At 65.5% G+C, this 25,707-nt stretch carries 26 protein-coding genes and 1 pseudogene; 14 read left to right on the top strand and 13 right to left on the bottom strand.

Going from position 1 to position 25,707, the window contains the following annotated elements; genetic code table 11:
* Positions 1-124: 124 nt before the first annotated feature.
* From EN846_RS08560 to EN846_RS08550, 3 genes are all read left to right on the top strand, one after another.
* Positions 125-823 carry a hypothetical protein gene (locus EN846_RS08560; RefSeq protein ID WP_127391236.1) on the top strand — a complete coding sequence of 233 codons (699 nt, stop codon included), beginning with the start codon at positions 125-127 and terminating at the stop codon, positions 821-823.
* 123 nt (positions 824-946) lie between these two features.
* Positions 947-1,270 carry a hypothetical protein gene (locus EN846_RS08555; protein ID WP_127391237.1) on the top strand — a complete coding sequence of 108 codons (324 nt, stop codon included), beginning with the start codon at positions 947-949 and terminating at the stop codon, positions 1,268-1,270.
* Between the two features lie 231 nt (positions 1,271-1,501).
* Positions 1,502-2,491 carry a BMP family ABC transporter substrate-binding protein gene (locus EN846_RS08550; RefSeq protein ID WP_127283526.1) on the top strand — a complete coding sequence of 330 codons (990 nt, stop codon included), beginning with the start codon at positions 1,502-1,504 and terminating at the stop codon, positions 2,489-2,491.
* A gap of 136 nt (positions 2,492-2,627) precedes the next feature.
* Here the strand turns inward: EN846_RS08550 and EN846_RS08545 are convergent, their stop codons facing one another.
* Positions 2,628-3,065 carry a hypothetical protein gene (locus tag EN846_RS08545; RefSeq protein WP_127391238.1) on the bottom strand — a complete coding sequence of 146 codons (438 nt, stop codon included), beginning with the start codon at positions 3,063-3,065 and terminating at the stop codon, positions 2,628-2,630.
* Positions 3,066-3,080: 15 nt separating this feature from the next.
* Positions 3,081-3,287: a SlyX family protein gene (locus tag EN846_RS08540; RefSeq protein ID WP_187331332.1), complete on the bottom strand. Its 207-nt coding sequence runs from the start codon at positions 3,285-3,287 to the stop codon at positions 3,081-3,083.
* A 209-nt stretch (positions 3,288-3,496) separates the two neighbouring features.
* Here EN846_RS08540 and EN846_RS08535 point away from each other — a divergent pair, with 209 nt between their 5' ends.
* Genes EN846_RS08535 through deoA form a run of 6 tightly spaced genes read left to right on the top strand, consistent with a single transcriptional unit; the run spans position 3,497 to position 9,708 of the window.
* Complete coding sequence (locus tag EN846_RS08535) at positions 3,497-5,029, top strand: ABC transporter ATP-binding protein (protein ID WP_127283528.1); 1,533 nt, start codon at positions 3,497-3,499, stop codon at positions 5,027-5,029.
* Entirely contained in the window at positions 5,026-6,165 is a 1,140-nt protein-coding gene (locus EN846_RS08530; RefSeq protein WP_127391239.1) for an ABC transporter permease, read from the top strand. Before EN846_RS08535 ends, EN846_RS08530 begins: the two co-directional genes overlap by 4 nt.
* A gap of 1 nt (position 6,166) precedes the next feature.
* Complete coding sequence (locus EN846_RS08525; RefSeq protein ID WP_127312239.1) at positions 6,167-7,138, top strand: ABC transporter permease; 972 nt, start codon at positions 6,167-6,169, stop codon at positions 7,136-7,138.
* Between the two features lie 55 nt (positions 7,139-7,193).
* A complete protein-coding gene (gene cdd / locus EN846_RS08520) occupies positions 7,194-7,586 on the top strand; it encodes a cytidine deaminase (protein WP_127286137.1) in 393 nt (130 codons plus the stop codon).
* Positions 7,583-8,392, top strand: coding sequence for a purine-nucleoside phosphorylase (locus EN846_RS08515; RefSeq protein WP_127391240.1), 810 nt, complete (start codon positions 7,583-7,585; stop codon positions 8,390-8,392). The genes cdd and EN846_RS08515 overlap by 4 nt, the downstream gene beginning before the upstream one ends.
* Positions 8,392-9,708 (top strand): thymidine phosphorylase, encoded by a 1,317-nt coding sequence (deoA, locus tag EN846_RS08510; protein ID WP_128346399.1) that lies wholly within the window; start codon positions 8,392-8,394, stop codon positions 9,706-9,708. The genes EN846_RS08515 and deoA overlap by 1 nt, the downstream gene beginning before the upstream one ends.
* 18 nt (positions 9,709-9,726) lie before the next feature.
* Here the strand turns inward: deoA and EN846_RS08505 are convergent, their stop codons facing one another.
* The 3 genes from EN846_RS08505 to EN846_RS08495 form a co-directional block, all read right to left on the bottom strand.
* Positions 9,727-10,290, bottom strand: a complete 564-nt coding sequence (locus EN846_RS08505; RefSeq protein WP_127393650.1) for a TIGR02281 family clan AA aspartic protease — start codon at positions 10,288-10,290, stop codon at positions 9,727-9,729.
* 105 nt (positions 10,291-10,395) lie between these two features.
* Positions 10,396-11,025, bottom strand: coding sequence for a uracil phosphoribosyltransferase (gene upp, locus EN846_RS08500; protein ID WP_126058358.1), 630 nt, complete (start codon positions 11,023-11,025; stop codon positions 10,396-10,398).
* A 114-nt stretch (positions 11,026-11,139) separates the two neighbouring features.
* Complete coding sequence (locus tag EN846_RS08495) at positions 11,140-12,114, bottom strand: adenosine deaminase (protein WP_127393651.1); 975 nt, start codon at positions 12,112-12,114, stop codon at positions 11,140-11,142.
* Between the two features lie 135 nt (positions 12,115-12,249).
* On the opposite strand from EN846_RS08495, the gene ubiE reads away from it, so the two are divergent.
* The 3 genes from ubiE (at position 12,250) to coaBC (ending at position 16,186) form a co-directional block, all read left to right on the top strand.
* Positions 12,250-13,026, top strand: coding sequence for a bifunctional demethylmenaquinone methyltransferase/2-methoxy-6-polyprenyl-1,4-benzoquinol methylase UbiE (gene ubiE, locus EN846_RS08490; RefSeq protein ID WP_127308935.1), 777 nt, complete (start codon positions 12,250-12,252; stop codon positions 13,024-13,026).
* A gap of 42 nt (positions 13,027-13,068) precedes the next feature.
* The gene (gene ubiB, locus EN846_RS08485) at positions 13,069-14,643 is read left to right on the top strand and encodes a 2-polyprenylphenol 6-hydroxylase (RefSeq protein ID WP_128346400.1); all 1,575 of its coding nucleotides are present in this window, start codon (positions 13,069-13,071) and stop codon (positions 14,641-14,643) included.
* A 70-nt stretch (positions 14,644-14,713) separates the two neighbouring features.
* A complete protein-coding gene (coaBC, locus tag EN846_RS08480; protein ID WP_210214026.1) occupies positions 14,714-16,186 on the top strand; it encodes a bifunctional phosphopantothenoylcysteine decarboxylase/phosphopantothenate--cysteine ligase CoaBC in 1,473 nt (490 codons plus the stop codon).
* Positions 16,187-16,222: 36 nt separating this feature from the next.
* Here the strand turns inward: coaBC and EN846_RS08475 are convergent, their stop codons facing one another.
* A complete protein-coding gene (locus EN846_RS08475; protein WP_128346401.1) occupies positions 16,223-17,554 on the bottom strand; it encodes an aspartate aminotransferase family protein in 1,332 nt (443 codons plus the stop codon).
* Between the two features lie 96 nt (positions 17,555-17,650).
* Here EN846_RS08475 and EN846_RS08470 point away from each other — a divergent pair.
* Positions 17,651-18,477: pseudogene (locus EN846_RS08470) on the top strand (LysR family transcriptional regulator).
* Between the two features lie 30 nt (positions 18,478-18,507).
* Here the strand turns inward: EN846_RS08470 and EN846_RS08465 are convergent.
* From EN846_RS08465 to EN846_RS08435, 7 genes are all read right to left on the bottom strand, one after another.
* A complete protein-coding gene (locus tag EN846_RS08465; protein WP_127393778.1) occupies positions 18,508-19,956 on the bottom strand; it encodes an MFS transporter in 1,449 nt (482 codons plus the stop codon).
* A gap of 164 nt (positions 19,957-20,120) precedes the next feature.
* Positions 20,121-20,603 (bottom strand): DUF992 domain-containing protein, encoded by a 483-nt coding sequence (locus EN846_RS08460; RefSeq protein ID WP_127393779.1) that lies wholly within the window; start codon positions 20,601-20,603, stop codon positions 20,121-20,123.
* Between the two features lie 73 nt (positions 20,604-20,676).
* Complete coding sequence (locus tag EN846_RS08455; RefSeq protein WP_127287195.1) at positions 20,677-21,150, bottom strand: DUF992 domain-containing protein; 474 nt, start codon at positions 21,148-21,150, stop codon at positions 20,677-20,679.
* 275 nt (positions 21,151-21,425) lie between these two features.
* Positions 21,426-22,280 carry a tetratricopeptide repeat protein gene (locus tag EN846_RS08450; RefSeq protein ID WP_127287196.1) on the bottom strand — a complete coding sequence of 285 codons (855 nt, stop codon included), beginning with the start codon at positions 22,278-22,280 and terminating at the stop codon, positions 21,426-21,428.
* Between the two features lie 195 nt (positions 22,281-22,475).
* Positions 22,476-22,739 carry a 30S ribosomal protein S21 gene (gene rpsU, locus EN846_RS08445; RefSeq protein ID WP_126058367.1) on the bottom strand — a complete coding sequence of 88 codons (264 nt, stop codon included), beginning with the start codon at positions 22,737-22,739 and terminating at the stop codon, positions 22,476-22,478.
* Positions 22,740-22,916: 177 nt separating this feature from the next.
* Positions 22,917-23,303 (bottom strand): SET domain-containing protein-lysine N-methyltransferase, encoded by a 387-nt coding sequence (locus tag EN846_RS08440; protein WP_127308941.1) that lies wholly within the window; start codon positions 23,301-23,303, stop codon positions 22,917-22,919.
* A gap of 109 nt (positions 23,304-23,412) precedes the next feature.
* Positions 23,413-24,171, bottom strand: coding sequence for an SDR family oxidoreductase (locus EN846_RS08435; RefSeq protein ID WP_127391340.1), 759 nt, complete (start codon positions 24,169-24,171; stop codon positions 23,413-23,415).
* A gap of 270 nt (positions 24,172-24,441) precedes the next feature.
* On the opposite strand from EN846_RS08435, the gene EN846_RS08430 reads away from it, so the two are divergent.
* On the top strand, positions 24,442-25,695 hold the full coding sequence (locus EN846_RS08430) for a sarcosine oxidase subunit beta (protein ID WP_127286937.1): 1,254 nt from the start codon (positions 24,442-24,444) through the stop codon (positions 25,693-25,695).
* The last annotated feature ends 12 nt before the right edge of the window (positions 25,696-25,707 follow it).

The raw sequence follows: 25,707 nt of genomic DNA, 5'->3' as shown, positions 1-25,707 counted from the left end.
TCGCTAGGCTCCCGGCGGGCCGAATGATGTGCACAGGCCGGGTGTCACAGCCTGTCGTTGCTTGACTTCGCCATCCGTCCGCTGTCCTTGTCGATACAAGGCTTTGCGGGGGCTCAGTCCGGAGATGACTTCGACCAACCAGGAGCCGGCGGCGCGGCCGGATAGCGGGCTGTCCTACGTGCCCGTGGCGTGGCTCGTCATCGTCATGGCCATGTCGGTCTACGGCCTGATGTCGACATGGCGGCTGATCGGCGAACCCAGCCTGCCGGAAAGCGTCTTCTTCCTCATCTATGGCGGCCTGATCGCGGGCATCGTCACCATATTGTGGGGCCTTTACCTGCTCGGCCTCGCCTTCAACCGCTCGGCGCGCTTCCCGCGCCATTTCGCCATCTGGCAGGTCGCGACCATCCTATGGCTCTTGGCGCGGCAGGCCTATGTGCTGCTCACGCCCGACTTCGTCTTCTCGGCGAGGAGCCTCGTCTTCACCGCGGGCGAGATCGCCATCGGCGCGCTTTGCCTCTATCTGCTGCGGCGCGGGGCCGGCGCCGATGCGGTCTATGCCAATGCGGAAACCGAAAGGCCGTCGGTGCTGGTTTCCGTGGTCGCGGCCTTGCTCGGCATCGTCCTTGGCGCGGCGATCGGCGCCTGCGCCGGCTTTGCCGCCGGCTCGCTGATCGCGGATGCCACCGATATGAGCTGCTTCGAGGGCGCCTGCGGCTATTTCGCCGTGTTCATCGGGCTGGCCGGCCTGATCGCCGGCGCCATCGCCGGCGGGCTGTTCGCGGTCTGGCGCGTCAACCGCAAACGCAAGCCGGCGGCATAGCTCAAATTCGCGTGTCGCGATTGCCGGCAAGGCGCGCACGCTCTATCTCTGCGACGGGGAAGGGACGATGCCCGAGGCTCTCGCGATGGGCTTGGCACCTCGTCCCGAGGGAGGATGGTCTCGATGCTACGCTTCATCTTTCGTCTCGCGGCGATGGTCGCGCTTTCGGTTTCGGTGATCATGGCAGTGGTCGACGCGACGCGCTCGGTGGCGGCCTCGGCGCTGGTCATGACGCCGCTCAACACGAGCTGGCTGGCGGTATCGCCAGACACCCGCGCGGCCTTCGAGACCTACGTGCGCGACAAGGCCAGCCCGCTGCTGTGGGATGGCGTCATCGCCTGGGTGCTCGCCCAGCCCGGTTTCGCGGTGTTCGCTGTCGTGGCCTTCCTGTTCTACGCCATCGGCTACCGGCGGCAGCGGCGGGGCGGCGAGTTCGCCGCCACCTGACGTCGTCCGCGCCGGCCCCAAGGGCAGCCGAAGAACGGATGATGCGCCGCGCCGCATGCCGGCGGCATGCTTTTCCAAAAGGTCAAAATTCCGCGTGAATTTTGTTTCGGGCCGTGCCAGATTGGCCGCGAGCGGGAGGGGCATACTTCCTGCCAGACGCCGTCTGCCCGCCGGAGAACCGGGCTGTCAGGCGGTGCGTAACGGAAAAATAACCGACAGGGTGTGGATCACATGAAACGTATCGTTCTTGGCCTTCTGGCCGCAACCGCAATGGTTCTTCCGGCTTTCGCCGCGGATATCCAGCCGGCGATCCTCTACGATCTCGGCGGCAAGTTCGACAAGTCGTTCAACGAGGCATCCTTTAACGGCGCCGAGAAGTTCAAGACCGAGACCGGCATCGCCTATGTGGAATTCGAGGTCTCGAACGCCACCCAGCGCGAGCAGGCACTGCGCCGCTTCGCCGAGGACGGCCGCAATCCGATCGTCATGGCCGGCTTCTCCTGGGCGGACGCGCTGGACAAGATCGCCACCGAATTCCCCGACACCAAGTTTGCCATCATCGACATGGTCGTCGACAAGCCCAACGTCCGCTCCGTCGTCTACAAGGAGCAGGAAGGCTCCTACCTCGTCGGCGTGATGGCGGCGATGGCCTCGAAGTCCAAGAAGGTCGGCTTCATCGGCGGCATGGACATCCCGCTGATCCGCAAGTTCGGCTGCGGCTATGTGGGCGGCGCCAAGTCGGCCGGCGCGACCGATGTCATCCAGAACATGACCGGCGACACGCCCGCCGCCTGGAACGATCCGGCCAAGGGCGGCGAGATCGCCAAGACGCAGATCGACCAGGGCGCCGATGTGATCTACGCCGCGGCCGGCGGCACCGGCGTCGGCGTGCTGCAGGCGGCGGCCGATTCCGGAAAGCTCGGCATCGGCGTCGATTCCAACCAGAACGGGCTGCAGCCCGGCAAGGTGCTGACCTCGATGGTCAAGCGCGTCGACGTCGCCGTCTATAACACCTTCATGGATGCCAAGAACGACAAGTTCACCGCCGGCATCAACGACCTCGGCCTCAAGGAAGGCGGCGTCGACTACGCCATGGACGATAACAACAAGGCGCTCGTCGACGATGCCATGAAGACGGCGGTCGAAAAGGCCAAGGCCGACATCATCGCCGGCACCGTCAAGGTGCACGACTACATGTCGGACAACGCCTGCCCGTATTGATCGGCAGCGGTATTCAGTAGAGTGAACCGCCGGGTGAAAACCCGGCGGTTTCTTTTTTGCCGCCGTCGGCGTCCTAAGTGATTGTTTTGACTAAATTCCGGACGGAAAACCGTTTCACACTTTTCCTGGAGTTGCTCTAGGGCACAAGCATGCCGTCGGCCGACCATGCACCGGTGAGATAGCCGAGCGCGAAGGCGGCCACCAGCGCCAAGGCGATGGCAAATCCGCGCCGGCCGCCAAGGGCGTGCAGGCCGACGCCGTAGGGCGGGCGCTCCAGCCTGCGGATCATCGTTGGCCCCGCTTCCTCGCCGCTGTCGCCGCCACCAACGCCGGCAAGCCGCATCTGCGGCAATTCGGCGATGCGCCGGGTGACCAGGTCCCAGCGCTTGTCGGTCGCGCCGTCTGCCGGCGCGGCGGGGTCGAAGGCGCGCATGCGCTCGGCCAGGCGCAGCACCGCGTCGCGGAAGGCGGGGTCGATTTCCAAATCGCGTTCGGCGCGCCGGCGCTCGACGTCGTTCATCAGGCCGAAGACATAGTCGCCGGCGCGGGCGATGCGGTCGCTTTCACTGGCCATGCGGCTGTCCCTCCCTCACCAATGCGGCGGCTTGGTGACCGGCACGTCGGACGCGGCCTGCTCCTCCAGGGCCAGGAAGCGGTCGGTAAGCGCGCTGAGCTTGCGTTCCATCCGCTCGATCACCTTCCACTGCTCGGCGATCTGGCCTGACAGTTCCTCGATGGTCTTTTCCTGCTCGGCGGCGCGGATTTCCAGCGTCGTCAGCCGGTCGGCAGGCATGATCATTTCAAAACCCCGGTCTGTTGCGCTCACAGGCGATGCGTCCGTCGCGTTCCCCACATTAGCGAATGTGAAGGTCCCGGCCACCTTCGAAATTGACAAGCACGCGGGGATTTGTCGAGAGTGGACAACCCCCCGGCCGATTGGCACGGGCGGGGCAGCATGCTAGGCGTTTTGACCAAGCGATAAAAAATAAGAGTGGGACAGGCTGCATGGCGCAAGCCGCAATCGAACTGATCGGCATCAACAAGAGTTTTGGCGCCGTGCGCGCCAACCGCGACATCAATCTGGAGGTCGCGCGCGGCACCATCCACGGCATCGTCGGCGAGAACGGCGCCGGCAAGTCGACGCTGATGTCGATCCTCTACGGTTTCTACCAGGCCGACAGCGGCGAGATCCGCGTCGGCGGCCAGCCGGCGTCGATCAAGACGCCGAACGACGCCATCGCGCTCGGCATCGGCATGGTGCACCAGCATTTCATGCTGGTCGACAATTTCTCGGTGCTGGAGAACGTCATCCTCGGCGCCGAGAGCGATGCGCTCTTGAAGCGCAGCATCGCCAAGGCGCGTTCCGAGCTGGAACGGCTGGAGCGCGAATACGGGCTGGAGGTCGATCCCGATGCGATCATCGAAGAACTGCCCGTCGGCCTGCAGCAGCGCGTCGAAATCCTCAAGGCGCTCTATCGCGGCGCCGAGATCCTGATCCTCGACGAGCCGACCGGCGTCTTGACGCCGGCGGAGGCCGACCACCTGTTCCGCATCCTCAAGCAGCTGAAGGAGCAGGGCAAGACGGTGGTGCTGATCACCCACAAGCTGCGCGAGATCATGGCCATCACCGACACCGTCTCGGTGATGCGCCAGGGCACGATGGTGGCGACCAGGGTGACGAAGGAGACTACGGTCGGCGAACTCGCCGAACTGATGGTCGGACGCCGCGTGCTGCTCAGGGTCGAGAAGGGCGAGGCGGAAGCCGGCGCCGTGAAGCTCGCGGTCAAGAACCTGACGGTGAAGGACCAGCGCGGCGTCACCATGGTCGACGACATTTCCTTCGACCTGCGCGCCGGCGAGATCGTCGGCATCGCCGGCGTGGCCGGCAACGGACAATCCGAACTGCTCGAGGCGATTTCCGGCATCCGCCACGCCGTCTCCGGCTCGGTCATGCTCGACGGCAAGCCGATCGACCTGACCGGCAAGGCGGATCCCGGCGAACTGCGCGACCGCGGCCTCGCCCACGTGCCGGAGGACCGCCACCATGTCGGGCTGGTGCTCGCCTTCGAGGAGAACGAGAACTCGATCCTCGGCTACCACGACGACGAACGCTATCTGAAGGGGCCGCTGCTCGACATCGACGCCATCCGCAACGACGCCAAGGACAAGATCGCCAAATACGACATCCGTCCCGCCGACTGCCGGCTGAAGACGGCCAATTTCTCCGGCGGCAACCAGCAGAAGATCGTGCTGGCCAGGGAGATGGAGCAGGATCCGGGCGTGCTGATCGTCGGCCAGCCGACGCGCGGCGTCGATGTCGGCGCCATCGAATTCATCCACAAGCGGCTGATCGCCATGCGCGACCAGGGCAAGGCGGTGCTGGTGGTGTCGGTCGAGCTCGACGAGATCCGTTCGCTGTCCGACCGCATCCTGGTGATGTTCGCCGGCCGCATCGTCGGCGAGCGCGGTCCGGAAGCGACAGAAGGGGAACTCGGCCTGCTGATGGCCGGCGTCGAGCAGCGGGAGGCCGCGCAATGAGCACGCCTTACGCAAAACTTCCGGCCTGGGCCGACTACGGCCTGATCCCGGTGATCAACCTGTTCGTTGCCTTCGTCGTCGCCGGCTTCGTGGTGGTCCTGGTTGGGGAGAATCCGTTCCGCGCCGCGGTCATCCTGGTGCAAGGCGCCTTCGGCAAGGGGACGGGTATCGCGTTCACGCTGTTCTACGCCACCACCTTCATCTTCAGCGGGCTGTCGGTGGCGGTCGCGGCGCATTGCGGCCTGTTCAACATCGGCGGCGAGGGCCAGGGCTACATTGCCGGGCTCGGCATCGGCGTCGTGTGCCTCGCCTTCGACAGCGTGCTGCCATGGTGGCTGACCTTTCCGCTGGCGATCGTTGCCGCCGCGGCGATGGGGGCGCTGTGGGCGCTGATCCCGGCCTATCTGCAGGCCAGGCGCGGCTCGCACATCGTCATCACCACCATCATGTTCAACTTCATCGCCGCCAGCGTCATGGTCTATGCCCTGGTCGGCTTCCTTAAGCCGCTCGGCTCGATGGCGCCGCAGACGCGCACCTTCCTCGACGGCGCGCAATTGCCGAAGCTCAACTGGGTGATCGAGCTGTTCGGCGCCAAGATCCGCTCGGCGCCGCTCAACGTCTGCTTCCTCCTGGCGCTGCTGATGGCATTCCTGGTCTGGCTGCTGATCTGGCGCACCAGGCTCGGCTACGAGATGCGCACCTATGGCCACAGCGCCAAGGCGGCACGCTATGCCGGCATCTCGGAAACGCGCATCGTCATCATCGCGATGATGATCTCGGGCGCGCTGGCCGGCATGATGGCGCTCAACCCGACGATGGGCGACCAGCACAATGTCGCGCTCGATTTCGTCTCCGGCGCCGGTTTCGTCGGCATCGCGGTGGCGCTGATGGGGCGCCTGCATCCGGTCGGCATCGTGCTGGCGGCGATCCTGTTCGGCATGCTCTACCAGGGCGGCGCCGAACTTGCCTTCGAGATGCCGGCGATTTCCCGCGACATGATCGTCATCATCCAGGGCCTGGTCATCCTGTTCGCCGGCGCGCTCGAACACATGTTCCGGCCCTACATCCAGGCGCTGTTCGCGTCGATCAGTCCGAAGACGGTCGGCATCGAAGCGGTCAAGGGGAAGGGCGCCTGAGATGGATTTCTTCATCGCCATTGTGCAGATACTCGACTCGACCATCCGCCTGTCGGTGCCGCTGTTGCTGGCCTGCCTCGCCGGCCTCTATTCGGAGCGCGCCGGCGTCTTCGATATCGGGCTCGAGGGCAAGATGCTGGTCGGCGCCTTCGCTGGTGCTGCCGCCGCCTCGGTGCTGCATTCGGCCCTGCTCGGTCTCGGCACGGCCATCCTGATCTCGGTCGCCTTCGCCATGGTGCACGGCTTTGCCTCGATCACCCATCGCGGCAACCAGATCGTGTCCGGCGTGGCGATCAATTTCATCGCCGCCGGCTCCACCATCATGCTCGGCCAGCACTGGTTCCAGCAGGGCGGGCGGACGCCGGCGCTGGCGCCGGGCGAGCGGTTCGAGGCGATCACCTGGCCCGGCGCCGACGCGCTGCGTGACGTGCCGATCATCGGGCCGATCTATTCGGAACTGATCTCCGGCCACTCGATACTGGTCTATTTCGCGTTCCTGATGGTGCCGTTCGCCTGGTGGGTGCTCTACCGCACCCGCTTCGGCCTCAGGCTGCGCGCCGTCGGCGAGAACCCGGCCGCCGTCGACACGGCCGGCATCTCGGTCGCCTGGCTGCGCTACCGGGCGCTGATCTGCACCGGCATCCTCACCGGGGTTGCCGGCGCCTATCTGTCGATGGTGCAGAATGGCGGCTTCGTGAAGGACATGACCGCCGGCAAGGGCTACATCGCGCTGGCGGCATTGATCTTCGCCAAATGGAAGCCGGTCAACGCCATGTTCGCCTGCCTTTTGTTCGGCTTCCTCGATGCGCTGTCGATCCGCCTGCAAGGGACGCCGCTGCCGGTCATCGGCAAGGTGCCGGTGCAATTCATGCAGGCGCTGCCCTATGTGCTCACCGTGATCCTGCTTGCCGGCTTCATCGGCAAGGCGATCCCGCCGCGCGCCGGCGGCGTGCCCTATGTCAAGGAACGCTGAGGCAAACGCGGAAGCGAACCGGCTTTTGGACAAGATCGTGGGAGAGAAGAACTGAATGTCGCATGATCTGTTCGAGGCGGCCAAGGCTGCGATGGCCAAGGCCTATGCGCCCTATTCGAAATTTCCGGTGGGCGCCGCATTGCGCACCGAGGACGGGCGTATCTTTGCCGGCGCCAACATCGAGGTGGCCTCCTATCCCGAGGGCTGGTGCGCCGAAACAACGGCGCTCGGCCACTACATCATGGGCGGCGGCGGCAGGATCACCGAGATCGCGGTCCTTGCCGAGCGCATGGCCAAATGCTCGCCCTGCGGCGGTTGCCGGCAGCGGCTGGCGGAGTTCTGCCGGCCGGAGACGAAACTCTATCTTTGCGACAATGGCGGCGTGGTCGAGACGGTGACCATGGGCGATATGCTGCCTTACGGCTTCAGGGGCGACATACTGAAATGATGGAAAAGGCGCTCGATCATCTCGTCGAACGGCTGGACGGGCTGGCGCCCACGGTCGCGCTGGTGCTGGGTTCGGGCCTTGGCGGCCTCGTCGACAAGGTCGAGGACGCCAGGCGCATTTCCTATGCCGAACTGCCGGGCTTCCCGAGAAGCGGCGTCAGCGGCCATGCGGGTGAGGTGGTGGCGGGGCATTTCGCCGGCACGCCGGTGCTGATGCTGTCCGGCCGCGCGCATTATTACGAGCACGGCGTTGCCGCGGCGATGCGCCCGGCGCTGGAGGTGCTGGCCGGCATCGGCATCTCGCAGCTCATCCTGACCAATGCCGCCGGCTCGGTCGATCCGGAGATGGGGCCGGGTTCGGTGATGCTGATCACCGACCACATCAATTTCTCGGGCTCCAATCCGCTGATCGGAGAGCCCAGCGATCGCCGCTTCGTCGGCCTCACCGAGGCTTATAATGCGGGCCTGCGCAAGGCGATCGAGAAGGCGGCCAAGGCGACCGGCACCAAGCTGCATCAGGGCGTCTATATGTGGTTCTCCGGCCCTTGCTTCGAGACGCCGGCGGAGATCCGCATGGCGCGCATCATGGGCGCCAATGCGGTCGGCATGTCGACGGTGCCGGAGGTCATCCTCGCCCGCTTCCTGGGCTTGCGCGTCGCCGCCTGCTCGGTCGTCACCAACCTCGCCGCCGGCATGACAGGTGCGGAGCTCTCGCATCAGGAGACCAAGGACATGGCGCCCATCGGCGGGGCGCGGCTGGCGGCGATCCTCGAACGCGTGTTCCGCGACGGGCTGCCGGAGAGCTGATGCTTCCGCAGGAAATCATCCGCCGCAAGCGTGACGGCCACCGGCTTTCGGCACCTGAGATCGCGGCCTTCATCGAAGGGCTGACCGCTGGTACCGTCACGGAAGGCCAGGTCGGCGCCTTCGCCATGGCGGTGTTCTTCAACGGCATGAGCCGCGAGGAAGCGGTGGCGCTGACCGTCGCCATGCGCGATTCCGGCGACGTGCTCGACTGGTCCGACCTGCCCGGCCCGGTCACCGACAAGCATTCGACGGGCGGCGTCGGCGACAATGTCTCGCTGATGCTGGCGCCGATCGTCTCCGCCTGCGGCGCCTATGTGCCGATGATCTCCGGCCGCGGCCTCGGCCATACCGGCGGCACGCTGGACAAGATGGACGCCATCCCCGGCTACATCAGCCAGCCGGACGTGGCGCGCCTGCGCAAGACGGTGCTCGAGACCGGCTGCGCCATTATCGGCCAGACCGCCGACCTGGCGCCCGCCGACCGCCGCTTCTACGCCATCCGCGACGTCACCGGCACGGTGGAATCGGTGCCGCTGATCACCGCCTCGATCCTGTCGAAGAAGCTCGCCGCCGGACTTGGCTCGCTGGTGCTCGACGTCAAGGTCGGCAACGGCGCCTTCATGGAGAAGTCGCGCGATGCGACGGCGCTTGCCAGCAGCCTGGTCGAGGTCGCCAACGGCGCCGGGCTGAAGACCTCGGCGCTGGTCACCGGCATGAACGAGCCGCTGGCATCGGCCGCCGGCAACGCCGTCGAGGTGCGCAACGCGGTCGATTTCCTCACCGGTCGTTTCCGCGACAAGCGGCTGGAGGATGTGACGCTGGCGCTCGCCGCCGAGATGCTGCAGTCGGCCGGGCTGGCCGCGTCCAACCAGGACGGTATAAGGCGCGCCACCGAGACGCTTGCCGGCGGCCGCGCGGCTGCCGTCTTCCAGCGCATGGTGGCAGCGCTCGGCGGCCCCGCCGATTTCATCGACAGGCCGGAAAAATATCTGCCGAAAGCGCCGGTAGAACTCGCCGTGAAGGCGTCTGGAAACGGCTTCGTCAGCGGCATCGCGACGCGCGAGATCGGACTTGCGGTGGTCGGCCTCGGCGGCGGGCGGACGCGGCCTGAAGACAGGATCGATCACGCGGTCGGCATTACCAGGCTGTCGCCGGTCGGCGCGGAAGTGCGGGCGGGTGAGCCGCTGGCGCTGGTCCATGCGCGCACCGACGCGGATGCCGAGACAGCGGCTGCGGCCGTGCTTGCGGCCTACACGATCGGGACGTCGAAGCCGGCGGCGGAAAAGACCGTCATCCGGCGCGTGCTGCCGCGCTGACCATCCGGTCCGGCACCCCTACTGGACCAGCAACAGCGCCCCGTTCTCGACCTGATATTTCTGCAGCCGCTGCAGGAAGCTCATGCCGATCAGGTTGGTCTGCAGCGCCCGGTCGTCGAGCACCACCGCCTGGATATTGTCGACCGAGATCTTGCCGATCTGCAAGCGGTCGACCGTCACCACGGCGGCCTTGATCGAGCCATTGGCAGTGTTGACCTCGTGGATGAAATCCGACGGGCTGAGCGAGATGCCGACGCGGCGCGCCGTGGACGTGTTGATGGCGACCAGCGTCGCGCCGGTGTCGATCATGCCGTCGACCTGGCGGCCGTTGACCTTGAACGCAGAGCTGAAGTGTCCGCGCGCGTCGGCGTTGACCACCACCTTGCGGCCGAGCGGCAGCGGCGCGGCAGGCTTGTCCGGAACCGCGGCGAGGTTCAGGGCCGGCTGCGGCTCGGTCGCCGGCCTGGAGGCTGCCGTCGGTTTGAACAGCCCATCGAGCATCTGCGGGTTCGACTGATAGATGATCGGGATCGATGCCGATGTTCCGGCAAAGACGCCAAGGAAGAGGAGCTTGCGCAGCATGGGACCGGCCTGTGTGAAGGCCGATCCTTAACCCCGACATGGTGTTTTCGACTTTAACGTCGGCCGAAACCGCGGCTTTGCGTAAACGGGTGGTAAACAGCGGGCCTATTTGGTGCCGTACATGCGGTCGCCGGCGTCGCCAAGGCCGGGCATGATATAGCCCTTGTCGTTCAACTGGCGGTCGATCGAGGCGGTGAAGACGGGCACGTCGGGATGCGCCTTGGTGAAGCGCTCGATGCCCTCGGGCGCCGCCAGCAGGCACAGGAAGCGGATGTTGGTGGCGCCGCGCCCCTTCAGCTTGTCGATCGCCGCGATCGCCGAATTGGCGGTGGCGAGCATCGGATCGACGACGATCACCAGCCGGTCGGCGAGGTCGCTCGGCGCCTTGAAGAAATATTCGACCGCCTCCAGCGTGTCATGGTCGCGGTAGAGCCCGATATGGGCGACACGCGCCGCCGGCACCAGATCTAGCAGGCCTTCGAGCAGGCCGTTGCCGGCGCGCAGCACCGAGGCGAAGACCAGCTTCTTGCCCTCCAGTGTCGGCGCCTCCATCGTCTCGATGGGCGTCTCGATCTCGGTCGTCGTCAGCTCGAGATTGCGTGTGACCTCGTAGCCCAGAAGCAGCGAGATCTCGCGCAGCAGCCTGCGGAAGCCGGCGGTCGACGTCTCCTTCTTGCGCATGATGGTCAGCTTGTGCTGGACAAGCGGGTGGTCGACGACGGTGACGCCCTGCATGGTGCTCTCCTGGAATTCCGGCAATCCGAAAGACCCTAGCGACAATGCGGCGGCCAAGGAACCGCTTGGCCGTCACCGATCACCGTTTTTGCCGGAAATTTGCCTGTAAAGCAGTCAGCGCCCGGCGCCGTTCAGCCGGGCGAGAAGCGCTGCTTTCGTCTTGCGGTCGACGAAGGCGGCCTCGATCGCCGTCCTGGTGATGGCGACAAGCGCCTTGTCCTTGATCCCGAAATGCTCGGTGGCGATGTCGTATTCGCGCTGCAGCGAGGTCCAGAAATAGGGCGGATCGTCGGAGTTGAGCGTCACCTTGCAACCCGCCGCCAGCAGCGCCGGGAACGGATGGTCGGCGAAACTGTCGAACACCTTGAGCGCGATGTTGGAGCCCGGGCAGCATTCGAGCACCACGCCTTCGTCGGCGATGCGCCGGACGAGGTCGGGATTCTCGATGGCGCGCACGCCATGGCCGATGCGGGACGGCCGGATGTGGTCGAGCGCGGCCTTGACACTCTCCCAGCCCATCAGTTCGCCTGCATGGATGGTGATGCCGAGGCCGGCCTCGCGGGCGATCTCGAAGGCGCGGACATAGTCCTCGAAATCGCCGATGCGCTCGTCGCCGGCGACGCCGAAGCCGGTCACCAGCGGGTGGCCGCAGCGGGCGGCGAAGCGCGCCGCCTGCTCGATCGACTCGACGCCGACATGGCGCGCGCCGGTGACGATCATGCGGCCCTCGATCCCGGTCTTGGCCTTGGCGCGCGCCATGCCTTCGCCGAGCGCGTCGGTATAGGCCTTGGGCGACAGGCCGGCCTTTTTTGCGTGATCCGGCGAGGTGAAGACCTCGGAATAGATGGCGCCGTCGCGGGCGAGGCTGGTGAGATAGTGGTCTGCCAGCCGCGCATAGTCCTCCTCGGTGCGGAACAGGTCGGAGGCGAAATCGTAAGCCGCGAGGAAGGAGGTGAAATCATGCCAGACGAAGGCGCCGTCCTTGATGTAGGGCGACGTGTCCTTGCCGTATTTGCGCGCCTGGCTGATGACGAGCTCGGGCGCTGCTGCCCCTTCGATGTGGCAGTGCAGTTCCGCTTTCAGAGGCATACAGTCATCCCGTCAAGTTCGGTCCAGGTCAATAAGCCCACCACCTGGAAGCGCGGCCGAACACCGCGCCTTAAACAATAGCGCCCGCACCAGTGATCGGCTATGGTCCCGCCGGTTTTATGACGGATCAAAATAATGTCAGGTGAGAGAACCACGGCCGCGGGCGGCATGGAAACCTCCTATGGTTTCAAGCGGGTAGGGGCCGGTGACAAGCAGTCCCTGGTCAACGACGTTTTCCACAAGGTCGCCAATCGCTATGACCTGATGAACGACCTGATGTCGGGCGGGCTGCACCGGTTGTGGAAGGACGCCATGGTGACATGGCTCAACCCGCCGAAACGGCCGGGCTGGAAAGTGCTCGATGTCGCCGGCGGCACCGGCGACATCGCCTTCCGCATCATCGAGGCGAGCGATCGCCACGCGCACGCCACGGTGCTCGACATCAACGGCTCGATGCTCGACGTCGGCCGCGACCGCGCCGAGACGAAAGGCCTCAGCGAAAACGCCGATTTCGTCGAGGCCAATGCCGAGGAACTGCCCTTCGCCGACAATGTTTTCGACGCCTATACGATCGCCTTCGGCATCCGCAACGTGCCGCGTATCGACGTGGCGCTCTCCGAGGCCTTCCGCGTGCTGAAACGAGGCGGGCGTTTGCTGTGTCTCGAATTTTCCGAGGTCGAGATGCCGTTGCTCGACAAGGCCTACGAAGCCTGGTCGTTCAACGCCATCCCGAAGATCGGCCAGGCGGTCACCGGCGACGGCGAACCCTATTCCTACCTGGTCGAATCGATCCGCAAATTTCCGAACCAGGCGAATTTCGCTTCCATGATCACCCGGGCGGGCTTCGACCGCGTCTCCTTCCGCAACTATTCCGGCGGCATCGCCGCACTGCATTCGGGCTGGAAGCTTTGAGGCAGGAAACCTTGAGGCAGGCCAGACGATGAGCAGCGTCCGATGAGCAGCGTCGGCGCCGCCTTTCGGCTCGCAAGGGCCGGCTGGGTGCTGGTCCGCGAGGGCGTCGTCTCGGCGCTGCCGGGCGAGGAGCTTTCCGGCCTGCCGAAATTCGGCTGGCGCATGGCGCGGCTGTTCACCCGCCGCAGCGCGCTTGCCTACAAGCGCGGCGACCGGCTGGCCAAGGCGGTGGTGCGGCTGGGGCCATCCTACGTCAAGCTCGGCCAGTTCCTGGCGACACGGCCCGACGTCGTCGGCAACGACATGGCGCTCGACCTCGCGCTTCTCCAGGACAAGATGCATACGTTCCCGCAGGCCGAGGCGATCGCCGCCATCGAGTCCTCGCTCGGGCGCAAGATCGGCGATCTCTACGCCAGCTTCGACGGCGCCGTCGCCGCCGCCTCGATCGCCCAGGTGCACAACGCCGAGACGGTGAAGGAAGGGGTTGCTACCCGGGTGGCGGTGAAGGTCATCCGGCCTGGCGTGCGGCGGCGCTTCTTCCACGATCTCGAAAGCTATTTCCTCGCCGCCCGCCTGCAGGAAAAATACATCCCCTCGTCGCGCCGCCTGCGGCCGGTCGAGGTAACCGAGACGCTGGCGCAGACCACCAAGATCGAGATGGATCTCAGGCTCGAGGCGGCGGCGCTGTCCGAGCTCGGCGAGAACACCAAGGACGATCCGGGCTTCCGCGTGCCCTCGGTCGACTGGGAGCGGACCGGCCGCGACGTCTTGACCATGGAGTGGGTCGACGGCGTCAAGATGAACGACATTGCCGGCCTCGTGGAGGCAGGTCACGATCTCAAGGCGATCGCCACCAACCTCATCCAGTCGTTCCTGCGCCATACGCTGCGCGACGGCTTCTTCCATGCCGACATGCATCCGGGCAATCTGTTCGTCGAGGCCAACGGTACCATCGTCGCCGTCGATCTCGGCATTGCCGGCCGGCTCGGCAAGAAGGAGCGCCGCTTCCTCGCCGAGATACTCTACGGCTTCATCGTGCGCGACTACCAGCGCGTCGCCGAGGTGCATTTCGAGGCCGGTTATGTGCCGCGCCAGCACAATGTCTCGGCCTTCGCGCAAGCGATCCGCGCCATCGGCGAGCCGATCCACGGCCAGCCGGCGGAAACCATCTCGATGGCCAAGCTGTTGACGCTGCTGTTCGAGGTCACCGAACTGTTCGACATGGCGACCCGGCCCGAGCTGATCCTGCTGCAGAAGACCATGGTGGTGGTCGAGGGCGTCGCCCGCACGCTCGATCCGGCCTTCAACATGTGGAAGACATCCGAGCCGGTGGTGGGCGACTGGATCGCCGGCAATCTCGGCCCGCGCGGCCTTCTTGTCGATGCGCGCGACGGCACCAGGGCGCTGCTGGCGCTGGCCCGCCAGGCGCCCGACATCGCCGCCCGCACCGAGCGGCTGTCGCGCGAGATCGACCTGATGGCCGAGCACGGGCTGCGCTTCGACGAGGCGACGGCACGCGCCATCGGCAAGGCCGAGGCACGCCATACCCGCTCAGGCCGCGTGGCCCTGTGGGTGATCGCGCTGACGCTGCTCTACATCGTGTGGAAGCTCGCCTAGCGGTCTGGTTGCCCTCTCTTGATTGCATTGCTATCATTGCAACCAGAGATGCCAAGCAGAGTGCAATCACATGGCCAGCATCACCATTCGCAATCTTGACGACGAAATCAAGGACCTGCTGCGCCGGCTGGCGGCCGAAAACGACCGCTCGATGGAGGAGCAGGCGCGGGTGATGCTTCGGGCCTCGGTCGAAGGTCAAGTCGGATCCGCCGGTCGCCTCGACCAGATCGAGAAGACGCTGCACGAACTGGCAGGCTCGCGCCAGCAGGCGACGCCCATTGTCGCCGCATCAGGCAAGGCTGCCCTGCGAGGCAGCCTCTCCGGCAAGCGCATCCTGCTCATCATCGGCGGCGGCATTGCCGCCTACAAGGCGCTCGACCTGATCCGCCGCCTGCGCGAGCGCGGTGCGGCGGTGCGGGTGGTGATGACGGCGGCGGCGCAGGAGTTCGTCACCACGCTTTCGGCCGGCGCGCTTTCGGCCGACCATGTCTTCACCGAACTGTTCGACCGCAATGACGAGCATGATGTCGGCCATATCCGCCTGTCGCGCGAGGCCGACCTGCTGGTGGTGGCGCCGGCCACCGCCGATCTGATGGCGAAGCTTGCCAACGGCCATGCCAATGATCTCGCCTCGACGGTGCTTCTCGCCACCGACAAGAAGGTGCTGATGGCGCCGGCGATGAACCCGAAAATGTGGTCGCATCCGGCGACCCGCCGCAACCGGGCGACCCTGCAAAAAGACGGCGTTGTCTTCGTCGGCCCGGCCAAAGGCGAGATGGCCGAGAGCAACGAGGCGGGCGAGGGCCGCATGGCCGAACCGCTGGAGATCGCAGCCGCGATCGAGGCGCTGCTCGACGAGAGGCCGAAGCCGCTGGCGGGCCGCAGGATCATCGTCACCTCGGGGCCGACGCATGAGCCGATCGACCCGGTGCGCTACATCGCCAACCGCTCGTCCGGCAAGCAGGGTCACGCCATTGCGGCGGCGTTGGCGAAGCTCGGCGCCGATGTGCGGCTGGTCTCCGGTCCGGTCACCATCGCCGATCCGGCCGGCGTCATCACTACCCATGTCGAGACCGCAGCCGAGATGAAGGGCGCAGTCGAAAGCCTTTTGCCGGCGGATGCGGCGGTGTTCGTCGCCGCCGTCGCCGACTGGCGCACGGCGAACGCCGCCGGCGAGAAGATCAAGAAGATGGCCGGCGAGGGACCGCCTTCGCTGCAGATGGTCGAGAACCCGGACATTCTGGCCGGCGTCGGTCATCACAAACAGCGGCCGGGGCTGGTTGTCGGCTTTGCCGCCGAGACGCAGGATCTGATCAGCAACGCCGAGGCCAAGCTGAAGAAGAAGGGCGCCGATTTCATCGTCGCCAACGACGTCTCGCATGAAAGCGGCATCGGCCCGTCCGGCGTGATGGGCGGCGACCGCAACAAGGTGCGGATCGTCTCGAAGGCAGGCGTCGAGGAATGGCCCGAGATGGGCAAGGACGAGGTGGCGGCACGGCTCGCCGCACTCATTGCCGAGCGGCTGAAGACCATCGTTGTCTGAACGCCCCGCCGCCGAAGACGGCCGGCCCGGCTAATTTCACTCGGCGGCGATGCCTGTAAGGCTCGCGTTGGCGGCTAGTCCGGCTTCGATGGACTCCGAAATGATCCTCAGGCCGAGACCCAGGTCCTCCTCGGAGATGGTCAAAGGAGGGGCTATGCGGAAGACGCCGCCCATCCCGGGAAGCTTGACGATGTTCATGCTCAGGCCGCGCCGGAACGCTTCCGCCGCGATTGCGGCACCCAACTCGTGATTGGGCACCTTGCCGTCCTTGACGATCTCGACCCCGAGCAGCAGGCCGCGACCGCGCACGTCGCCGACACATTCATATCGCTGCTTCAGCCGCGACAGCCCTTCGAACAGTTTCGCTCCGAGGCGCTGGGCCCGGTCGACGAGCTTTTCCTCTTCCACCACATCGAGCACCGCAACGCCGACGGCCGCCGGCAGCGGGTCGGAGACATGCGTGGTATAGAACAGGAAGCCCTTGTCGTGCGCCGCTTCCTCGATTTCAGCCGTCGTCATCACCGCCGACAGAGGAAGCCCGGCGCCGATGGTCTTGGACAGCGTGAGGATGTCCGGGGTGACGCCATCTTTTTGGAAAGCGAACATGTCTCCCGTGCGGCCGATGCCGGTCTGCGCTTCATCGAGGATCAGCAGCATTCCGCGCTCGCGGCATTTCTGATGGAGTGCCGCCAGATAGCCTTGCGGCAATTCCAGAATGCCGCCGCTCGACAGGATCGGCTCGGCGACAAAGGCCGCCAGGCTCCCGGTCGACTGGCTGTCGATCATATCGAACGCATCGTTCAGCTCGGTCAGCCAGTCCAATGAACCGTCGGCATTCCTGAAGCGCGGCCGGAAGCTGTTGGGCGCGGGAATCGCAAGAGATCCAACCGCCGCGGGCCCATATCCCTTGCGGCCGGCGCTGTAGGTCGCCGACGCGGCGGCACCGGTCATCCCGTGCCAACTCTTCGAGAAGGCGACGATCTCGTGCTTGCCGGTCACCAGCTTGGCCATCCGGATGGCTGCTTCGTTGGACTCGGCGCCGGTCGAGAGCAGCAGCACCCTGTCGAGGCCGGGCGCCAGCGCGGCGAGACGTTCGGCAAGCTCGACCACCGGGCGGGACAGCATGCCGCTGAAAAGATGCGCGGCCCTTTCCACCTGGCGGCTGACCGTCGAGACGATCCTGGGGTGAGCATGCCCGAGCAGGGCGCTCATCTGTCCGGAGGTGAAGTCGAGGATGGGCCTGTCGTCGGCATCGTAGACGAAGGAGCCAGCGGCGCGCTCGATGATGGCGGGCTCGAAGCTGCCGCCATAGCGGATCAGGTGCTTGCGCGCCGAATCCCAAAACCCAGGCTCCAAGTTTTTCGACATCTCTCAACTCCAGCAAGCGTTGCGCCAACAATCTAGCGGCTGGCGCGGATGCAGTAAAATTGATAGTTGTCGGATTCTGATATCAATGGATTTGATATGCTCGATCTCAAGCTGCTGGCGACATTCGTGCGCGCGGCGCATTCGGGAACCCTCAGTGCGGTGGCGGTACAGGTCGGACGCACGCAGTCGGCCGTGACAATGCAGGTGCAGCGGCTCGAGGAAGCCCTCGGCCAGAGCCTGTTTCATCGCAGCGGCAGCGGGGTGCGGCTCACCGGCAGCGGCGAGCGCTTCCTGGCCTATGCCGAGCGCATCCTCAAAACTCGGCGCTGTCCGACAAAGGCCTGCACGGTTCGATTATTTTCGGCAGTCCCGAGGACTATCTGAGCGCGTTCTTTCCCGCGCTCCTGAAGGGCTTCGGAACCATGTATCCCGATGTCGAAATCAAGGTGGTTTCGGCGCCCACCGTCGAATTGCGGACGCTTCTCAACGCGCGCCAGATCGACCTGGCGCTTGTCTCCAGTCCGAACGCAAGCGACGCGCATGTGCGCACCGAAGCGCTCGTATGGGTGGGCAGCAAGCCGGCGCTGGACCTCTACGATTTTGGCGACATCGTGCCGCTGGCGTTGTCGGCGTCGAATGCCGTCGACCATAAGGCGGCTTGCGAGGCCATGGCGCGCGCCGGACTGCGCTACAAAATATCCTATGCCAGCAACAGCCTTGCCGGGCTGATCGCCGTGGCGCGGTCGGGCCTGGCAATCAGCGTGATGACCGAGGATGCGGTGCCGTCGGACCTCCATATTCTGGGCGCGCCGCTTCCTCGCTTGCCCCAGCTTGGCATTCTGGTCGCCTTTGCCGACACCGAGCGATCACCCGCGGTCGAGGCCTTCGCCGATCACATCCGAGCCGTTCTGCCGTCCCTGTGAGAACTTCCGCTCTCCGATTGTCTCCCGAGGTCAGCCCGTCGCTTCCTGTGGATGCGCGGTTGGCATAGCGATCCTGATGGCCGCCAGGCAGCCGAGAATGCCGAGCGGCACGAAAGCGAGGAACAGCCAGCCGGCGACGTTCGCCGCCGCGTCGCGGTTCAGGCCTTCGGAAAAGCCGCTGGCATTGGCGATGATGCCGGCGAGCGCCGCCCCCACCGCATAGCCGATGCGCTGCATGGTCGGCACCGCGGCGGAGGCGATGGTCTGCTCGCCGTCACGGGCCGAGGCGACGATGACGCGGGTGAGGAACGGCCAGGACACGCCGAAGCCGCCGCCCTGCAGCAGAGCGCAGAGCAGGATCAACGGAATCGAGCCGCTCGGGATTGCATAGGCAAGCCCGGCGAGGCCGGCCGCGATCATCAGCGCGCCCACCACGATGATAAGTCGCTCGCGCTCCAGCGGCGCATTGGCGACGAGGATCGCAAGGATCGACCAGGCAATCGATTCGGCAGCGATGATGTAGCCGGTGGTCAGGATCGGGATGCCGTGCAGCGTGGTCAAAAGCAGCGGCCCATAGATGGCGAAGGAACAGGTTGCCACCGAGAAGGCGGCCACCATGGTCATGCCGCTGCCGACCGGCGAGCGCCAGGAAAACAGCCGCGACGGAAACAGCCGCGAGTCCGGCTTCAGCGCATCGATGCGGAAGAATAGCACGAGGCCGATCAACCCCAGCCCAAGCAGCAGCGAGGAGCGCAGCAGGGCGACATCGACGCCGGCGCTGGCGATCAGCACGACGCTGACGGCAAGGCAGCCGAGCGCTGCATAAGGGAAGGGCGGCGCCGTGCCCTTGTCCACCTGCGGCCTGGTCGCCTGCGGCGTGTCGAGCACGATGAAGCTTGCCAGCGCCATGGCGGTGCCGCCGACGGTGAAGATGCCGAAGGCCCAGCGCCACGACAGAAGCTCGGCCATGATGGCGCCAAGCATCGGGCCGCTGAAGGCGGCAACACCCCAGATCGCCGACATGATGCCGAAAAGCTGCGGCCAAATGTTGCGCGGGAACAGCCGCTCGACCGAGACGAAGGCCAGCGACACCAGCGCACCGCCGCCCAGCCCCTCGACCAGCCGTCCGGCAAGGAAGAGCGGCATTGAGGGTGCGGTGGCGCAGATCAGCGCGCCGGCCGCATAGAGCAAGGCGGCAACCATCATGTTGGTGCGCAGCGCCACATAACTCACCAGCCTTCCGGCGGCAGCACCGGCGACGATGGCGCCAAGCTCGTAGATCGCCAGCGACCAGCCGACCAATTGCACGCCGGCCAGCTCGCCGACCATCGCCGGCATCACCGTCGCCACCATCGTCTCGTTGGTGGCGTGCAACAGAATGCCGAGGCTGATGAAGCAAAAGCGCGCCAGGTCGCCGCTCGCCCACAATGCCCGCCAGTCCACCTTGCCGCCCGCCTTGTTGCCGCTTGCCGCCGTCACGTCGATCTCCTGCTTGCCATTCGCAGCCTCATCCGCAACGCGAAAGGGCGCCAGATCCAGTTCGGCTGAGCTTGTAGAACCTCAAGCGCGGTTGAGCTCAAGAGGCCTTTTCAGGAATGTATGGCGAACGCCGCGACGCTTGAAGACCGGCTTTTGATGAGCTGTCAGTTGGCGGTGCTGCGCAGCTGGAACTGGCTGACGCCGATGGCGATGTTGATGCCGGTCTGCGTCTGCAAGCTGAGAGGCTGCAGCGTGAAGGCCTGTTCGGAGCCGCCGACGAGTAGATTGGCGCCGGCGCCGACCGCCGCCGTCAACTCGGCGCTGGCGCCGACATAGTCGCCGGCAAGGGCGCCCGGCGCATAGATGTTCTTCAGCGGCGTCAGCACCAGCCACTGCATGACACTCTGTTTGGTGGTGCCGATGTCCAGCCCGTATTTGTTGACGGCGCCGAAATAGGCCTCCGGCGCGAAAGTCTTGTCGGCGGGCGTGAAGGTGCAGCTCAGGTCCTTGCTCGAGCCGAAGACAAAGCCGGTGCCGCCGCCGATGGCGCAATCGAGCACGCCAAGCTCGACGCCGCCGCTCTGCGCATCGGCCTGTCCCGCGCAGGCGGTAGCGATCAGAGCAGCGGCAATGATGGTTCTTGGCATGGCGGTCCCCCCAAAAGCATGCGGCGCGAAACAGTAACCTGTTCCGCGCCGCGCGTAAGGGAGCAAATGCGCCTTATTTGAAGGAGTGGATCAGCTCCAGCGAGGTGACCGCCACCGCCAGGTTGACGCCAGTCTGCGCCTGAACGCTGAGCGGCTCGAGCATGAAGGCGCCACCCAGCCCGCCGACCAGGAGATTGGCGCCGCCGCCGGTCACGACACTCGCCTCGGCGTTGACGCCATAATAGCTGCCGGCAAGGTCGCCCTCGTCATGGCTTCGGGTGGCGGCCAGAACCGCCCATGCCAGCTGGCCCTGATGCGTCTGGCCGACATCGATGCCGAGCTTGGAGATCATTCCCGTGTACTGCTCGGCCGGCCCATGATGATACGGGCGGAAGGTGCAGGACACGCCCTTGTTCGAGGTGATGACATAGCCGACGCCGCCGTCGATGGTGCAATCAAGCGTGCCAAGCCGGAGCGTGCCGGCGTTGACGGGGAACGCGAGGACCGTGGTGGCGAGCGCGGCGGCATAGGCAAGTGTCTTGATCATTGGAAAGGTCCTTTCGCAAATTTGGCCCCGGTTAACGGTCGAGGTGCGTGGAGCGTTCCGCCGAAAACTTGGCGCGAACATGGCAAGGGTTAACGCTTTGCCCTCGCTGTCAGCATGGGTGACAGTGGTTCGTCGTCGGACACGGCCGGCGGATTTTCCAAGCATCTGCGACTGAGGATCGGTTCTTTTGGGCGGAAGGCCTCGTTGGCGACCAGGCCTTCCAGCCATGCGGGATCGACCCTATCGACAGGGCGTCGCGCGGCGCGCCGGCTGTATCAGCTGGCGCTGGCGGTGTTGGTGCGCGACAGGCCGTCCTTGGCCGGCTGGTAGTTCGGATCGAGATGAACCGCCTCGCGGTAGGACTTCGCCGCCCGCGCCTTGTCGCCGCGCCGCTCGTAGATCAGCGCCTGGTTGGCCCAGGCCTCGGCGTTCTTGCCGTCGAGCTTGATGGCCATGTTGAAGTCGGAGAAGGCGTTGTCCTCGTCGCCCGTCGCCAGATAGGAGAGGCCGCGGCCGTTGTAGGGCTCGGCGGCGTCCGGCGCCAGCGAGATGGCGGTCGAGAAATCCTCGATGGCGAATTTGTGCTGACCCTGGCTCTGATAGATCAGGCCGCGATTGTGGTAGGCGCGGGCATCGGTCGTATCGAGCTGGATCGCCTTCTGGAAATCGTTGAAGGCGTCCTGGGTGCGGCCCGCCTTGCGGTAGAGATTGCCGCGGCCGATAAAGGCGGCGTCGTAATTGGCGTTGATCTGGATCGAACGGTTGTAGTCGGCGAGCGCGGCCTCCTGGTTGCCGAGGAAGCGCTGGATGAGCGCGCGGTTCGAATAGGCCTGGTAGAAATTCGGGTTGAGCTGGATGGCGGTGTCGAAGTCCTTCAGCGCCGCCTGGTACTGGCCGCCGCGGCCATAGGCCGAACCGCGCACATTGTAGCCTTCCGGATCCTGCGGATTGCGCTGGATCACCGCCGACAGCGAGGAGATGTTCTCGGTCGAGCCCTGCGCCTTGTCGATGTTGTTGAATTCGCCGGTCGGGGCCGTCTGGCATGCGGCAAGCGCCAGGCCCGAGAGCAGGGCCGCCGTCAGGGCGAAGCCGCGCATTGCGGTTCTGCGCTCCACGGAAATTGAATTCATCTCTGCTTTGTCCTCACTGCCCGCCGCGCCGTCAGGTCCGTTCCCTCTCCGAACCGGGTCAAACTTCATCACAAAGTGTCAGAGCATCCGTTGTGCGTCCAAGCAGGCGCACGTCGCTCTAAGCAAAAGGGTGGCGGCGATTCCGCATCGCGCCACCCTTGGGTATCCTTCGAAAAGGACGAAAAATTGGCGGTATCAGCGCGGCGAACGCGCAGCACCCGCAGCGCCAGCCGGAGCCGGACGCGGCGTCATCGGCAGCAGGCCTTCGCGCTGGGCGCGCTTGCGGGCCAGCTTGCGGGCGCGGCGCACGGCCTCGGCCTTTTCGCGGGCGCGCTTCTCGGAAGGCTTCTCGTAGTGACCGCGCATCTTCATTTCGCGGAAAATGCCTTCGCGCTGCATCTTTTTCTTCAGCGCGCGGAGCGCCTGGTCAACATTGTTGTCGCGGACGAGTACCTGCACGTGCAATCCTGTCTTTCGGGTTTGAAATCAACAGGCAAGCGGCCATAGCCACTATGCCTCCGCGGCAGGTTGCACCGCGAATTGTGGCGGCTGATAGCAGAATCAGGCCGTCCTGTCCACTGCCGAATGCAATCGAGCGGCGAAATCGCAACCCGCCGCTGCCGGTCGGACGTCCCGCTACGCGGTCGCCAGGTGCAGGCGGGCGAAATCCTCGAAGAATTCGCCGTAGTCGCAGGTGATCTCCTCGCCCGCCGCGATGTCGCGGGTCGCGGTCGCCCCGCCATACTGCGAGAAATCCGTGTTCGGCCGCTCGGCATGGTTCATGAAGCGGCCATTGTCGACCTCGTAGACCATGAAGCCCGGCCGGTCGGGGCTCGGATAGGCGTAGCGGTCGAGCAGCTCCTTCAGATGCGGCGGCGCCGCCTCGTATTTCTCCATCGGGATCAGCCGGTCGAAATCCGGATCGAGGCGCCAGATCGAGGCGCCCTTGCGGATCGGCTCGGCGGCGAAAACGCCGACACCTTCGATGGCGCTCTGGGCGACGTAGGTCCTGATCAGCAGCATCTCTTACCGTCCGTTATCGACGGGAAACGGAATCGTCAAATCGGAGCGAAATGCAAGGCCGCTTCGTGAGATTTTCGGCTGGCGGGCAGTGCTGTGGCCGCCTATCCCTTCACGTCCGGTTGATCGAGACGCCGCCATCGGCAAACAGTGCGGTGCCGGTGGTGAAGCTCGATGCGTCCGAGGCGAGATAAAGCGCCGAGCGGGCGATCTCTTCCGGCTGCGCCACACGCTTCAACGCATGAAGATTTTCGACGAACGTCCGCGATTCTGGGGTCTTGAATGTCGCCGCCGGCGTGTCGGTGCCGCCCGGCAACAAAGCGTTGACGCGCAAGCCCTGCGGTCCGTATTCGGCCGCAAGCACCTGTGTCAAACCGATCAACCCGGCCTTGCTTGCCGCGTAGCTCGTCATGCCGGGCATGCCGACGGTGTGGCCGACAAAGGTGGAGGTGAAGATCAGCGAGCCGCCGCCGCGCTTGATCATCGCCGGTACCTGGTATTTCGCGCCGAGAAACGCGCTGGTCAGGTTGGTATCGAGCGTCTCGCGCCAGCCATCGAGCGACAGCTCGGAAATCGATCCCATCTGCCCGACGGCGCCGACATTGTTGAAGGCGATGTCGAGGCCACCGAACGTTTCGACCGCGAGATCGACAAGGGCCTTGGCATAGGCCTCGTCGCGGACGTCGCCGGCAAGCGCGACTGCGCTTCCGCCGGCCTCCTCGATCTCGTCGGCCAAGAGGTCGAGCTCTGCCTTGCGCCGGGCTGCGATGACCAGACTGGCGCCCTCTGCGGCGAACAGCTTTGCCGTGGCGCGGCCGATGCCGGAACTGGCGCCGGTGACGATGGCGACCTTGTCTGTCAGTGCGAACATCTTCTGAGCATCCTTCTTTCGTGCCGGCCTTGCCAGCGATTGGACGCTTGGTCGCAAATGGCGGCGGTCCGGGCCACCCGAAAGCTGCATTGAGGTTTGTGCCGCGTGGCTTGGTTGCTCGCCTGTGGATGCCACGGCGCAAAACGGCAAGCGCCGTCGCAAACAGCGCAAGGATGGCTGCGCGGTTTCGCTAGTGATACTCCTCGCGTGCCGAGGCGGGGATGCCCGGCCGCAAAATTCCGCGAAAGCTACTGGCGCGAGGCCTGGAACGTGAAGAAATATTCGGTATTCGCCATCGCCCGCGAGGCCATGCGCGGCCACAAGGGCTGGGAAGAGCAATGGTCTTCGCCGGAGCCGAAGAAGGAATACGACGTCATCATCGTCGGCGCCGGCGGCCATGGCTTGGCGACCGCCTACTATCTGGCCACCGTGCACGGTATCACCAATGTCGCGGTGCTGGAGAAGGGCTGGCTCGGCGGCGGCAACACCGGCCGCAACACCACCATCATCCGCTCCAACTATCTCTATGACGAGAGCGCCGGCATCTATGACCATGCGCTGAAGCTGTGGGATGGGCTCTCGCAGGAGCTCAACTACAACGTCATGTACTCGGCGCGCGGCGTCATGATGCTCGCCCACAATGTGCACGACATCCAGGTGCTGAAGCGCCACGTGCACGCCAACCGTCTCAACGGCATCGACAATGAATGGCTGACGCCGGAGCAGGCGAAGGAATTCTGCCCGCCGCTCAACATCTCCAAGGATGCGCGCTACCCCGTCGTGGGTGCGGCCTTGCAGCGGCGCGGCGGCACGGCGCGCCACGACGCGGTCGCCTGGGGCTATGCCCGTGGCGCCTCGGCGCGCGGCGTCCACATCATCCAGAACTGCGAGGTGACCGGCGTCAAGCGTGCGGCCAATGGCGCGGTCACGGGCGTCGACACGACGCGCGGCTTCATCGGCGCCAAGAAGGTCGGCGTGGTCGCCGCCGGCCATTCCTCGGTGATCATGAACATGGCCGGCGTGCGCATGCCGCTGGAGAGCTACCCGCTGCAGGCGCTGGTGTCGGAGCCGGTCAAGCCGGTGGTGCCTTGCGTGATCATGTCGAACACGGTGCACGCCTATATCTCGCAGTCCGACAAGGGCGAGCTGGTCATCGGCGCCGGCACCGACCAGTACGTCTCCTATTCGCAGACCGGCGGCCTGCACATATTGCAGCACACGCTCGACGCCATCTGCGAGATGTTCCCGATCTTCACGCGCATGAAGATGCTGCGCTCCTGGGGCGGCATCGTCGACGTCACGCCCGACCGCTCGCCGATCCTGGCCAAGACGCCGGTCAAGGGCCTCTATGTCAATTGCGGCTGGGGCACCGGCGGCTTCAAGGCCACACCGGGCTCGGGCCACGTCTTTGCCCACACCATCGCCAAGGACGATCCGCACCCGATCAACGCGCCCTTCACCATCGAGCGCTTCCGCACCGGCCGCCTGATCGACGAGGCGGCAGCGGCGGCGGTGGCGCATTGATGGCTGCCGAAA

Origin of the sequence: Mesorhizobium sp. M4B.F.Ca.ET.203.01.1.1, from assembly GCF_004791025.1 — a bacterium.
Lineage (GTDB): Bacteria > Pseudomonadota > Alphaproteobacteria > Rhizobiales > Rhizobiaceae > Mesorhizobium > Mesorhizobium abyssinicae.
Note: the sequence above shows the minus strand (reverse complement) of the source record. Positions and strands in the feature narration are given on the sequence as shown.

Excerpts from the sequence above, each read along its gene's own strand:
- EN846_RS08560 (WP_127391236.1), top strand. The coding sequence starts at position 125 with ATGACTTCGACCAACCAGGAGCCGGCGGCGCGGCCGGATAGCGGGCTG.
- EN846_RS08555 (WP_127391237.1), top strand. The coding sequence starts at position 947 with ATGCTACGCTTCATCTTTCGTCTCGCGGCGATGGTCGCGCTTTCGGTT.
- EN846_RS08550 (WP_127283526.1), top strand. The coding sequence starts at position 1,502 with ATGAAACGTATCGTTCTTGGCCTTCTGGCCGCAACCGCAATGGTTCTT.
- EN846_RS08545 (WP_127391238.1), bottom strand. The coding sequence starts at position 3,065 with ATGGCCAGTGAAAGCGACCGCATCGCCCGCGCCGGCGACTATGTCTTC.
- EN846_RS08535 (WP_127283528.1), top strand. The coding sequence starts at position 3,497 with ATGGCGCAAGCCGCAATCGAACTGATCGGCATCAACAAGAGTTTTGGC.
- EN846_RS08530 (WP_127391239.1), top strand. The coding sequence starts at position 5,026 with ATGAGCACGCCTTACGCAAAACTTCCGGCCTGGGCCGACTACGGCCTG.
- EN846_RS08525 (WP_127312239.1), top strand. The coding sequence starts at position 6,167 with ATGGATTTCTTCATCGCCATTGTGCAGATACTCGACTCGACCATCCGC.
- cdd (WP_127286137.1), top strand. The coding sequence starts at position 7,194 with ATGTCGCATGATCTGTTCGAGGCGGCCAAGGCTGCGATGGCCAAGGCC.
- EN846_RS08515 (WP_127391240.1), top strand. The coding sequence starts at position 7,583 with ATGATGGAAAAGGCGCTCGATCATCTCGTCGAACGGCTGGACGGGCTG.
- deoA (WP_128346399.1), top strand. The coding sequence starts at position 8,392 with ATGCTTCCGCAGGAAATCATCCGCCGCAAGCGTGACGGCCACCGGCTT.
- EN846_RS08505 (WP_127393650.1), bottom strand. The coding sequence starts at position 10,290 with ATGCTGCGCAAGCTCCTCTTCCTTGGCGTCTTTGCCGGAACATCGGCA.
- upp (WP_126058358.1), bottom strand. The coding sequence starts at position 11,025 with ATGCAGGGCGTCACCGTCGTCGACCACCCGCTTGTCCAGCACAAGCTG.
- EN846_RS08495 (WP_127393651.1), bottom strand. The coding sequence starts at position 12,114 with ATGCCTCTGAAAGCGGAACTGCACTGCCACATCGAAGGGGCAGCAGCG.
- ubiE (WP_127308935.1), top strand. The coding sequence starts at position 12,250 with ATGTCAGGTGAGAGAACCACGGCCGCGGGCGGCATGGAAACCTCCTAT.
- ubiB (WP_128346400.1), top strand. The coding sequence starts at position 13,069 with ATGAGCAGCGTCGGCGCCGCCTTTCGGCTCGCAAGGGCCGGCTGGGTG.
- coaBC (WP_210214026.1), top strand. The coding sequence starts at position 14,714 with ATGGCCAGCATCACCATTCGCAATCTTGACGACGAAATCAAGGACCTG.
- EN846_RS08475 (WP_128346401.1), bottom strand. The coding sequence starts at position 17,554 with ATGTCGAAAAACTTGGAGCCTGGGTTTTGGGATTCGGCGCGCAAGCAC.
- EN846_RS08460 (WP_127393779.1), bottom strand. The coding sequence starts at position 20,603 with ATGCCAAGAACCATCATTGCCGCTGCTCTGATCGCTACCGCCTGCGCG.
- EN846_RS08455 (WP_127287195.1), bottom strand. The coding sequence starts at position 21,150 with ATGATCAAGACACTTGCCTATGCCGCCGCGCTCGCCACCACGGTCCTC.
- EN846_RS08450 (WP_127287196.1), bottom strand. The coding sequence starts at position 22,280 with ATGAATTCAATTTCCGTGGAGCGCAGAACCGCAATGCGCGGCTTCGCC.
- EN846_RS08440 (WP_127308941.1), bottom strand. The coding sequence starts at position 23,303 with ATGCTGCTGATCAGGACCTACGTCGCCCAGAGCGCCATCGAAGGTGTC.
- EN846_RS08435 (WP_127391340.1), bottom strand. The coding sequence starts at position 24,171 with ATGTTCGCACTGACAGACAAGGTCGCCATCGTCACCGGCGCCAGTTCC.